1 protein-coding gene (running past one end of the window) is annotated in these 12,758 nt (G+C 75.5%); it reads left to right on the top strand.

The window, feature by feature from the left end:
• On the top strand, positions 1–12,757 hold the 3' end of the coding sequence (locus B7L92_RS16090; protein WP_255310986.1) for a type I polyketide synthase. 14,948 nt of this gene lie to the left of the window's left edge; the window shows 12,757 of its 27,705 coding nt (coding positions 14,949–27,705); its start codon lies beyond the left edge, outside the window; the stop codon is at positions 12,755–12,757.
• The last annotated feature ends 1 nt before the right edge of the window (position 12,758 follow it).

Here is a 12,758-nt window from a genome sequence, read left to right as displayed (position 1 = left end):
CGTCGGCGTGGTGCTGCTGGAGAAGCTGTCCGACGCGCAGGCCAACGGTCACGAGGTGCTCGCCGTGCTCAAGGGCTCGGCGGTGAACCAGGACGGCGCGTCCAACGGCCTGACCGCGCCGAACGGGCCCTCGCAGCAGCGGGTGATCCGCGCGGCGCTGGCCAACGCCCGGCTGACGGCGTCCGACGTCGACGTGATCGAGGGCCACGGCACCGGCACCGCGCTCGGCGACCCGATCGAGGCGCAGGCGCTGTTCGGGACCTACGGCCGGGATCGCGACCCGGAGCGGCCGCTGCTGCTCGGCTCCGTGAAGTCCAACATCGGCCACACCCAGATGGCCTCCGGCGTGGCCAGCGTGATCAAGCTCGTGCTGGCCATGCGGCAGGGCGTGCTGCCGCGGACCCTGCACACGGAGACGCCGTCCACGCACGTCGACTGGTCCAGCGGTGCCATCAGCCTGCTGACCGAGCAGGTGCCGTGGCCGGAGACGGGCCGGCCGCGCCGCGCCGCCGTGTCGTCGTTCGGGCTCAGCGGCACGAACGTGCACGCGATCCTGGAACAGGCGCCGGTCATGGAGGAGCCGGCCGCGCCGCGCATCGACGGCGCGGTGCCGTTCGTCCTGTCCGCACGGACCGACGCCGCGCTGCGGGCGCAGGCCGGGCGGCTGCTCGACCTCCTGCGCATGCGGCCCGACACGCACCCGGCCGACCTCGCGTACTCGCTGGCGACCGGCCGCTCGGCGTTCGAACGGCGCGCCGCCGTCGTCGCGACGGACCTGGCCGAGCTGGGCAGCGGTCTGACGGCCGTGCGGGACGGGGTGCCGGGCGCGGGTGTGGTGCGCGGCCCGGCGGAGCGCGGCGCCCTGGCCGTGCTGTTCACCGGCCAGGGCGCGCAGCGCAGCGGCATGGGCCGCGAACTGTACGAACGCTTCCCGGTGTTCGCCGACGCCCTCGACGAGGTGCTGCTGCACCTCGACGGTGAGCTGGACCGCCCGCTGCGGGACGTGATGTGGGCGGGCGACACCACGGAGCTGGACCGCACCGGCTACACCCAGCCGGCGCTGTTCGCCGTGGAGGTGGCCCTCTACCGGCTCGTGGAGTCCTGGGGCGTACGGCCGGACCACCTCGCCGGCCACTCGGTCGGCGAGCTCGCCGCCGCGCACGTCGCCGGCGTGCTGTCGCTGGCTGACGCCACGAAGCTCGTCGCCGCGCGCGGACGGCTGATGCAGGCGTTGCCCGAGGGCGGCGCGATGGTCTCCGTACGGGCGTCCGAGGCGGTCGTCGCGCCGCGCCTCGACGAGCGGCGCGTGTCCATCGCCGCGATCAACGGTCCGGAGTCCGTGGTGATCGCTGGTGACGAGGACGTGGTGCTGGCGCTGGCCGAAGGCCTCGAGGCCGACGGGTACCGTACGCGGCGGCTGCGGGTGAGCCATGCCTTCCACTCGCCGCGCATGGACGCGGTGCTCGACGACTTCCGCCGGGTCGCGGCGACCCTGACGTACCGGCCGCCGCGCATTCCGATCCTGTCCAACGTGACCGGCGAGCCGGTCACCGCCGAGCAGGTCTGCGACCCCGAGTACTGGGTGCGGCACGTGCGCGCCGCGGTGCGGTTCGCCGACGGCGTCACCTGGCTGGCCGGACAGGGCGTACGCGCCTTCCTGGAGCTCGGCCCGGACGCGGTGCTGACCGGCATGGCGCAGGAGAGCCTGCCCGAGGACGGCGTCGCGGTGGTGGCGTCACAGCGGCGCGACCGCTCCGAGACCGCCGCCGTCGGCGCGGCGGTCTCGGCCCTGCACGTCCACGGCGTCCCCGTCGACTGGACGGCGTTCTTCGCGGACAGCGGCGCCCGCCGGATCGACGTGCCGACCTACGCGTTCCAGCACGAGCGCTTCTGGCCCGAGCAGGACGCCGACCCGGCGCCGCGGCCCGGCGACACCGTCGACGCCGCGTTCTGGGCGGCCGTCGCGGAGGCGGACGTCGACTCCCTCGCCACCGACCTCGGCCTGCCCGCCGGCACCGTCTCGGCGATGGTGCCCGCGCTGTCGGCCTGGCGTCGCCGCCGCGACGAGGAGTCCGCCGCGGACTCCCTGCGCTACCGCGTCGTCTGGGCCCCGATGCCCGGCGGCTCCACAACGCCCGGCGGCACCTGGCTGGTGCTCGCGCCCGGCGACTCGGAGTGGGTGACCGCGGCCATCGGCGGGCTCGCAGCCGCCGGGGCGCACACCGTCCGGCTCGACGTCACGGAACCCGACCGGGCTGCGCTCGCCGACGCGCTGCGCGACCAGGCCGCCGGGGGCGGCTTCGCGGGCGTGGTATCGCTGCTGTCGGCCGCCGCGCCCGGCGACGGCGAGGTGCCTGCGGGCCTGGCGCTGACCACCGTCGCCGTGCAGGCGCTCGGCGACGCCGGGATCACCGCGCCCCTGTGGTGCGTCACGCGTGCCGCCGTCGCCGTCGACAGCACGGAGATCCCCGACTCCGACCAGGCCGCGGTGTGGGGCCTCGGCCGGGTGGCGGCGCTGGAACGGCCCGCCACCTGGGGCGGTCTGATCGACCTGCCGGCACGTCTCGAAGCCGTCACCGCACAGAGGCTGGGCGGCGTGCTCGCCGGGGACGGCGAGGACCAGGTCGCCGTGCGCGCGGCGGGTGCGTTCGTCCGCCGGCTCGCCCACGCCACCACCGGCGCGGGGCAGCTGTACAGCCCGCGTGGCACCGTGCTCATCACGGGCGGTACCGGCGGCATCGCCGGGCACGTCGCCCGCTGGCTGGCCGGGGCCGGCGCCGAGCACCTCGTACTGATGAGCCGACGCGGTCCGGACGCACCCGGTGCCGTGGAACTCGCCGGGGAACTGCAGGAGCTCGGCGCGCGGGTCACCGTCGCCGCGTGCGATGCCGGCGACCGCGAGGCGCTGGCCGCGCTGCTCGCCGACGTCACGCCGACCGCGGTCTTCCACACCGCGGGCGTGCTGGCCGACGGCGTGCTGGACGCGCTCACGCCGGAGTCGTTCGCGACCGTGCTGCACGCCAAGGCGACGGCGGCCCGGAACCTGGACGAGCTCACCGCGAGGCTGGAACTCGACGCGTTCGTGCTGTTCTCGTCTACCGCCGGCACCATCGGCGCGCCGGGGCAGGCGAACTACGCCGCCGCGAACGCCTGGCTGGACGCCTTCGCCGAGTGGCGGCGAGCGCAGGGCCGGGTGGCGACCTCGATCGCCTGGGGCCCGTGGGCCGATGCGGGCATGGTCGCCGACGGCGAGCTGGCCGCCCGGGTGCGGCGCGGTGGGTTCGAGCCGCTGCCCCCGCGGACGGGTGTCGGCGCGCTGCGCCGGGCCATCGAGCTGGACGACGTGGCGGTGGCCGTCGCCGATGTCGACTGGGCGACGTTCGTGCCCGCCTTCGCGCTCATGCGGCCCACCCGGCTGGTCGAGGATCTGCCGGCGGTCAGGGCGCTGCGCACGGGCCCGGCCGTCGAGCGGCCGTCCGAGTCCGGCTTGCGCGCGGACCTGCTGAGCCGCAAGGAGGGCGACCGCAAGAAGGTGCTGCTGGAGCTGGTACGGGCGCAGATCGCCGCCGTGCTCGGGCACTCCGACGCAGGCCGGATCGAGCACGACCGCGCGTTCCGGGACCTGGGCTTCGACTCGGTGACGACGCTGGAGCTGCGCAACGGCCTGGCCGCGGCGACCGGCACCACGTTGCCTGCGTCGCTCGTCTACGACCACCCGACACCGACGGAGCTGGTGGACTTCCTGCTCGCCGAGATCCTCGGCAACGCGGAGGTGCCGGCGGCCGTGGTCGCCACGCGGCCCGTGGACGACGAACCGATCGCCATCGTCGGCATGGCCTGCCGCTTCCCGGGGGGCGTCGACTCGCCCGAGGAACTGTGGGAGCTCGTCGCCGGCGGCAGGGACGGCATCGGAGCGTTCCCCACGGACCGCGGCTGGGACTTGGCCGCCCTCGCGGCGGGCGCGTCGGCCACCATGGAGGGCGGCTTCCTCGAGGGCGTCGCCGACTTCGACGCGGCGTTCTTCGGCGTCTCGCCGCGCGAGGCCCTGGCGATGGACCCGCAGCAGCGGCTGCTGCTGGAGACGGCGTGGGAGGCGGTGGAGCGCGCGGGCATCGACCCGACAGCGCTGCGCGGCTCGCAGACCGGCGTGTTCGTCGGCACCAACGGACAGGACTACCTGACCGTCCTGCGCACCGCCACCGAGGACGTGCGCGGCCACGCCGCCACCGGCAACACGGCGAGCATCCTGTCCGGCCGCCTGTCGTACACGCTGGGTCTGGAGGGCCCGGCCGTCACCGTCGACACTGCGTGCTCCTCGTCGCTGGTGTCGCTGCACTGGGGCACGCGCGCGCTGCGCTCCGGCGAATGCTCGCTCGTGCTGGCGGGTGGCGTGTCCGTGATGTCCACACCGGACTCGATCATGGAGTTCACCACCCAGGGCGGGCTGTCGCCGACCGGCCGGTGCCGGTCGTTCGCCGACGACGCGGACGGCACCGCCTGGGCCGAGGGGGTCGGCGTCCTGGTGCTGGAGCGGCTGTCCGACGCGCGGGCCAACGGCCACCACGTGCTGGGCCTGGTGCGTGGCACCGCCGTCAACCAGGACGGCGCGTCCAACGGTCTGACCGCGCCCAGCGGCCCGTCGCAGCAGCGGGTGATCCGCGCCGCGCTCGCCGACGCCGGTCTGACCGCACAGGACGTGGACGCGGTCGAGGCGCACGGCACCGGCACCTCGCTCGGCGACCCGATCGAGGCGCACGCGCTGCTGGCCACCTACGGCCAGGGCCGCGAGACGCCGCTGCTGCTCGGCTCCGTGAAGTCGAACCTCGGTCACACCCAGGCCGCCGCGGGTGCCGCCGCCGTCATCAAGATGGTGCTGGCGATGCGGCACGGCACCGTGCCGCCGACCCTGCACGCGGACACGCCGTCCTCACACGTCGACTGGTCGGCCGGCGCGGTCGAGCTGGTCACCGGCCCGGTCGCGTGGCCGGAGACCGGCCGTCCGCGCCGGGCCGGAGTGTCGGCGTTCGGCATCTCCGGCACCAATGCGCACGTGGTCATCGAGCAGGCGCCGGAGGAGGAGCAGGCCCCGGAGGCGGAGCCGGCTGCCGACTCCGTCAGCCCCGAGGTCCTGCCGTGGCCGGTGTCGGGGCGCAGCCGTGAGGCGCTGGACGCGCAGCGGGAGCGGCTGGCGGCCTTCGCCACCGGGCACGAGCGGGTCGACGTGGCGTGGTCGCTGGTCAGCACCCGCGCCCACCTCGCCCACCGCGCGGTGCTGCTGTCCACTCCGGACGGTGTCGCGGAGACGGTCACCGGCATGGCGGGCGGCGGCTCACTGGCAGTCATGTTCTCCGGCCAGGGCTCGCAGCGGCTGGGCATGGGACGTGAGCTGTACGCACGGTTCCCGGTGTTCCGGGCGGCGTTCGACGCGGTGGTCGCGGAGCTGGAGGCCGATGCCCGTGACGTGATGTGGGGCTCGGACGCCGACGCCCTGAACGACACCGGGTGGACGCAGCCGGCGCTGTTCGCGGTGGAAGTGGCGCTGTACCGTCTGATCGAGTCGTGGGGCATCACCCCCGGCTTCGTCGCCGGTCACTCCGTCGGCGAGATCGCGGCGGCCCACGTCGCCGGTGTGCTGTCACTGGCCGACGCGGCGGCGCTGGTGTCGGCACGGGCGCGGCTGATGGCCGCGCTGCCGGCCGGCGGCGGTATGACGGCGGTCGAGGCCGGCGAGGACGAGGTCCGCGCCGAACTCGTCGACGGTACGGCGATCGCGGCGGTCAACGGCCCGCGGGCCGTCGTCGTCGCCGGTGAGAGCGAGGCGGTCGCCACGGTGGCGGCGCGGTTCGCAAGGTCCCGGGAACTGCGGGTGTCGCACGCGTTCCACTCACCGCTGATGGACCCGATGCTGGACGGGTTCCGCTCCGTGGTCGAGGGGCTGTCCTTCGGCCCGGCGCAGATCCCGGTGGTGTCCAACGTGACCGGCGGCATCGCCGGCGACGAGCTGTCCACGCCGGAGTACTGGGTCCGGCACGTCCGCGAGGCGGTGCGGTTCGGCGACGGCGTGGCGACGCTGCTCGACGCGGGCGTGTCGACCCTGCTCGAACTCGGCCCGGACGGGGTGCTGTCCGCGATGGCGGCCGAGACCGTGCTGGAGCGGGGCGCCGAGGCCACCGTCGTGGCGGCGCTGCGCCGCGACCGGGGCGAGGAACGCGCTGTCGTCACGGCGCTGGCCCGCCTCTACACGCAGGGCGTCGACATCGACTGGACGGCGTTCCTCGCCGGCAGCGGCGCACGCACCGTCGACCTGCCCACCTACCCGTTCCAGCGCGAGCGGTTCTGGCCGACCGCGGCGCCCGTCACCGCCACCGTTCCCGTGGAAGCGGAGTTCTGGGCGGCGGTCGAGCGTGCCGACCTCGACACGCTGGCGTCGACCCTGGAGCTCGAAGGCACGGAACTGTCCGCGGTGGTGCCGGCGCTGTCGCAGTGGCGCCGCCGCCGGCGCGACCGCGCGGCCACGGCCGGCCTGCGCTACCGCATCACATGGCGTCCCGTCCGGCAGGAACCCGGCGACGGGCGGTGGCTGGCACTCGTGCCGGCCGGCTGGGAAGCGGACGGGACCGTGGCCTCCGCAGTGGCGGCGCTGGACGCGGTGCCCGTGGTGCCGGGCGCGGACCTGCCCGACACCCACGGCTTCGCCGGGATGGTGTCCTTGCTCGCCGCCACCGACGGCGACGACGTGCCCGACGAGGCGTGGCCCGAGGCGCTGCTGGCCGCGTCCGAGGGGACCGGCCTGCCGGTCTGGCTCGTGACGCGCGGGGCCGTCGCCGTCGACGACGGTGAGCGACCGGTGCCCGCCCGCGCCGCGCTCTGGGGCGCCGGCCGGGTCGTGGCCCTCGACCACGCCGACCGCTGGGGCGGCCTGCTCGACCTGGCCGGCCCGGTGACGACCACCACCGCCGAGCACCTGAGGTCCGCGCTCGGCGGCGCGGAGGACAACGTCGCCGTGCGCGAGCCCGGCGTGCTGGCCCGCAGACTGGTCCGTGCCGCGGGTCTCACCGCGGAGTGGACCGCCACCGGCACGGTGCTCGTCACCGGCGCGGACACCCCCGAGGGAGCCCGCGTGGCGCGCTGGCTGGCCGACCGTCGTGTGCCCGGCCTGCTGCTGCTCGGTGGCGACCCCGGCGACCTGGGCGTGCCGGTCACGGCGTCCGACGCGGACCCCGAGGACCGGGCCGCGCTGGCCGCGCTGCTCGCCGAGCACGCCGTCTCGACGGTGTTCGTCACGGGCGACGCCGGAGCCGACCACCTGGCCGCACTGCTGCACGACACCCCGCTCGACGCGTTCGTGCTGTTCGGGTCGGTCGCCGGCACCTGGGGCGTGCGCGACCGGGCCGGGCAGGCCGCCGCCGACGCGCGGCGCGAGGCCGTCGCCGCAGAGCGGCGGGCCCGCGGCCTGGCCGGTGTCGCCGTGGCGTTCGGTGCCTGGGCCGGCAGCGAGCGCGACGGGATGGCCCGGCACCTGGAGCTCAACGGCCTGCCTGCCATGGAATCCAGCCGGGCGCTCGCCGCCCTGGACGGCGTGCTCGGCGGCACCGTCGATGTGACGGTCGCCGACGTGGCGTGGGAGACCTTTGCCCCCGCCTTCTTGCGCACCCGGCGCAGCGGGCTGTTCAGCGAGCTGCCAGAGGCCGCCGTCGCACAACCGGCGGGTGGTCTGCGCGACCGCCTGCTCGCCCTGCCCGAGCAGGACCGCGCCCCCGAGGTGCGCACCCTGGTCCGCGACCGGGTGGCCGCGGTGCTCGGCCACGCGGGCGGCACGGCGATCGAGCCGGGCCTGCCGTTCAAGGACCTCGGCATCGACTCGCTGACCGCGGTGGACCTGCGCAACCAGCTCACCGAGCTGAGCGGGCTGCCGCTGCCGGCCACTCTGGCCTTCGACCATCCGACGCCTGCCGCGCTGGCCGACCACCTGCTCGCCGAGCTGCTCGGGGAGCGGACCGAGGACCTTGCGCCGGTGCGCGCCGTCGTCGCCGACGACGACCCGGTGGTCATCGTCGGCATGGCCTGCCGCTACCCGGGCGGTGTCGGCTCGCCGGAAGAGCTGTGGGACCTGATCGTCGCGGGCGCCGACGCCATCGGCCCCATGCCCACGGACCGCGGCTGGGACCTGGCAGGACTGTTCGAGCCGGGACCGGACGGCCGGCCGCGCACGGTGGCGCGCGGCGGCGGCTTCCTGCCCGGAGCGGCCGACTTCGACCCGGCGGTCTTCGGTATCTCGCCGCGCGAGGCGCTCATCATGGACCCGCAGCAGCGGTTGGTGCTGGAGTCGGCGTGGGAGGCGCTGGAGCGGGCCGGCGTCGATCCGGCCGGGCTGCGCGGCTCGGACACGGGCGTGTACGTCGGCGGCATCAGCGGCGACTACCGGCCCGTCGCCGACGGGCGCGACTGGCAGACCGCGCAGTCGGCGAGCCTGCTGTCCGGCCGCCTCGCCTACACCTTCGGCCTCGAGGGACCGACCGTCTCGGTGGACACGGCGTGCTCGTCGTCGCTGGTCGCGATGCACCTGGCGGCTCAGGCGCTGCGGTCCGGCGAGACCGACCTGGCGCTGGCCGGCGGTGTGACGGTGATGTCCACGCCGGTCAACTTCGTGGAGTTCACCGACCTCGGCGCGCTGTCGCCGGACGGCCGCTGCAAGGCGTTCTCCGACGCCGCGGACGGCACCGGCTGGGCCGAGGGCGTGGGCATGATCGTCCTGGAGCGGTTGTCCGACGCACGGCGCAACGGCCACGAGGTGCTGGCGGTCCTGCGCGGCTCGGCGATCAACCAGGACGGCGCCTCCAACGGCCTGACCGCGCCGAGCAGCCCCGCGCAGCAGCGGGTCATCCGCCGGGCGCTGGCCGCCGCCGGCCTGGCACCGTCCGACGTGGACGCCGTGGAGGCGCACGGCACCGGCACCAGGCTGGGCGACCCGATCGAGGCGCAGGCGCTGCTGGCGACCTACGGCCGTGACCGGGAGACCCCGCTGCTGCTGGGTTCCGTGAAGTCGAACATCGGCCACACCCAGGCCGCGTCCGGTGTCGCCGGTGTCATCAAGATGGTGATGGCCATGCGGCACGGCACGCTGCCGCGGACCCTGCACGCCGACACGCCCTCCTCGCACGTGGACTGGTCGTCCGGCGCGGTACGGCTCGTCACCGAGGCGACGGCCTGGCCGGCGGCCGGCCGGGCCCGCCGCGCGGCGGTGTCGTCCTTCGGCGCCAGCGGCACCAACGCGCACCTGATCCTGGAACAGGCGCCGCCGGTCGTGACCGAGACGGTGCCCGAGCGTCCGCACGGCATGCTGGCGCTGCCGCTCTCCGCGGTGACCGGTGCGGCGCTGCGCGACCAGGCCCGCCGGCTGCTCGACACGGACATCACCTCGCTGCCGGACCTGGGTCTCTCCCTCGGCACCACCCGCAGCGTGTTCGACCAGCGCGCCGCCGTGCTCGCGGCCGACGTCGATGCCCTGCGGGCCGGGCTCACCGCCCTCGCCGAGGGCACGCGGTCGGCGGCCGTGCTCACGGACCGCGCCGGCAGCGGCCACGTGGCGTTCCTGTTCACCGGGCAGGGCGCGCAGCGCGTGGGCATGGGCCGTCGCCTGTACGCGCTGTACCCGGTGTTCGCGGAGGCGTTCGATGCGGTTGTCGCGGAGCTGGATCCGCATCTGGCGCGGCCGCTGCGCGAGGTGATGTGGGACGGCACGGACGGCGCGCTCGACCGGACGGAGTTCACCCAGCCCGCGCTGTTCGCGCTGGAAGTGGCCCTGTACCGGCTGGTGGAGTCCTGGGGTGTCAGGCCCGACTTCCTGGCCGGGCACTCCGTCGGCGAGCTGGCCGCGGCCCACGTGGCCGGCGTGTTCTCGCTGGCCGACGCGGCGGCACTGGTCGCTGCCCGCGGGCGGCTGATGCAGGCGCTGCCGACCGGCGGCGCGATGGTCTCCGTACAGGCGTCCGAGGACGAGGTGATCCCGCTGCTCACCGATGCCGTGTCCATCGCGGCGGTGAACGGCCCCGAGGCGGTGGTGATCGCCGGTGACGCCGACGCGGCCGAGGCGCTCGCCGCGCACTTCGCGCGGCAGGGACGCAGGACCAGGCGGCTCAACGTCAGTCACGCGTTCCACTCCCCGCACATGGACGCGATGCTCGCCGACTTCGAGCGCGTCGCCCACCGGGTGACCTACCACGTTCCCACGACACGGCTGGTCTCCACGCTCACCGGCGTGGTCGTCGAGCCGGGTGACCTCGTCACCGACCCGGCGTACTGGGTCCGGCACGTCCGCGACGCGGTCCGGTTCGCCGACGGCGTGCGGACCCTGCTGGCCCGTGGCGTCACGACGTTCCTGGAGATCGGCCCCGACGGCGTGCTCACCGCGATGGCGCAGGACACCATCGCGATGAACGGCGCGGGACCGGTCGCGGTGGCCTCGCTGCACCGCGACCGGGACGAGGACACGGCACTGGCCGCGGCCCTCGGCACGCTGTTCACGCGCGGTGTCCGCATCGACTGGGCCGGCGTGTACGCCGGCGCCGGCCGGATCGGGCTGCCCACGTACCCCTTCCAGCACGAGAGGTTCTGGCCGCAGACCACGGCGACCACGGTCGTGCCCGCCGGCCGGCGCGACGACGACCGGTTCTGGGCGGCCGTCCGGGACACCGATCCCACATCGCTTCAGTCCCTGCTCGACGTCGACGGCGAGGCACTGGCGAAGGTCATGCCGAAGCTGCTCGACTGGCGGCGCGCGAAGGACGAGCAGGCCACGGTGGACAGCTGGCGGCACCGGATCGCGTGGCGCCCCGTCGCCGGGCGCCGTACCGCCGTCACGGGTACCTGGCTCGCGGTGCTGCCGGCCGACCCGGCCGGCGACGCCTGGGCGGACACCGTGGCCGGCACGCTCGGCACCGACACCATCCGGGTCGAGATCGGCGACACCGACCGTGAGCGGGTGGCCGCACGGCTGCGCGAGGTCGTGGGCGGTACGCACATCGCGGGCGTCCTCTCGCTGCTGGCGCTGGACGAGACGATGGTCGGCGCCGTACCGAACGGCGTGCTGCTGACCACCGCGCTCGTGCAGGCGCTCGGCGACGCCGGCATCACCGCACCGCTGTGGTGCGCCACCCGTGGCGCGGTGTCTGTGGACGCGGGCGAGCCGCCGGTGCACCCGGTGCAGGCGGCGGTGTGGGGCCTCGGGCGCATCGTGGCCCTCGAACACCCCGACCGCTGGGGCGGTCTCGTGGACCTGCCTTCCCTGCTGGACGGGGCCGCGGCCGCCCGGCTCCCGGGAGCGCTGTCCGGCGAGGGCGGTGAGGACCAGGTCGCGGTGCGGCCGGGCGCGGTGTTCGGCCGCCGGCTCGTCCCGGCGCCGGCGGCCGACCCGGACCGCCTGTGGACGCCGGACGGCACGGTCCTGGTGACCGGCGGCACCGGCGCACTGGCCGCGCACGTCGCCAGGTCGCTCGCCGCGGAGGGCGTGCCGCACGTGCTGCTCGCCAGCCGCCGCGGCGAGGCCGCGCCCGGCGCCGCCGAACTGCGGGCGGAACTGGAGGGGCTCGGCACACGGGTCACCCTCGCGGCGTGCGACGTGGCCGACCGCGACAGCCTGACCGCGCTGCTGGACGGAATCCCGGCCGAGCACCCGCTGACCGCGGTCGTGCACACGGCGGGCGTGCTGGACGACGGCGTGGTCGACGCCCTGACGCCGGACCGCTTCCAGGACGTGTTCCGTGCCAAGGTGACCTCGGCGCTGCTGCTCGACGAGCTGACGCGTGATCTCGACCTGACCGGCTTCGTCCTGTTCTCGTCGGCATCGGGCACGGTGGGCAACCCCGGCCAGGCCAACTACGCCGCCGCGAACGCCGTGCTCGACGCGCTGGCCGACCAGCGCCGGGCGAAGAACCTCCCGGCCACGTCGATCGCGTGGGGCGCCTGGGGCGGCGACGGTATGGCCGCCACCGCACGCGCCGATGAGGGCGCGCGGCGCACCGGCGTCGGCGCGATGGACCCGGAGCCGGCCGTGCTGGCGCTGCGGCAGCTCGTCGCGGAGCCGGTGGCGACCGCGGTGGTGGCCCGGGTGACCGCCGCGGCGTTCCTGCGCGGCGCCACGGGGTCCCGCCTGCGGACGTTGCTCCAGGAACTGCCCGGCAGCGAGGCCCTCGACGCCCCGGCGCCGCGGCAGGAGGAGGCGCCGCGGCTGCTGACGCGGCTCGCCGGCCTGACGTCGGTACAGCGCTGGGAGGAGATGCTGCAGCTGGTGCAGGACAGCGCGTCGGCGGTGCTCGGCCACGCCGACGCCGAACTGCTCGGACCCGACAGGTCGTTCCGGGACCTGGGCTTCGACTCGCTGAGCGGCGTCGAACTGCGCAACCGGCTCACCGCCGCGACCGGGCTGACGTTGCCGTCCACGCTGGTGTTCGACCGGCCGACGCCCTCGGCGATGACCGCGTACCTGCTCGACGAGCTCGGGCTCGACGAGGAGACCGACGGCGCGGTGGCCGACGGCGACGAGGCGGCCGTCCGCGCGCTGCTCGCCTCCGTGTCGCTCGGCCGGCTCCGCGAGATCGGCGTGCTGGAACCCCTGCTGCAACTGGCTGGCCGCAGCACCGGACCGGCGGACGGCAGCGAGCCGGACGACGTCGCCGAAAAGGTGGATGTCGACGAGATGACCGTGGACGACCTGGTCCGAGCCGCGCTGAACGGCTCGTCCGACCTGACGCTCGACTGAG

It is taken from the genome of Streptomyces viridosporus (genome assembly GCF_002078235.1).
GTDB classification, from domain to species: domain Bacteria; phylum Actinomycetota; class Actinomycetes; order Streptomycetales; family Streptomycetaceae; genus Streptomyces; species Streptomyces viridosporus.
The sequence above is the reverse complement of the archived record's forward strand: the minus strand, read 5'-3'. Positions and strand labels throughout refer to the sequence as shown.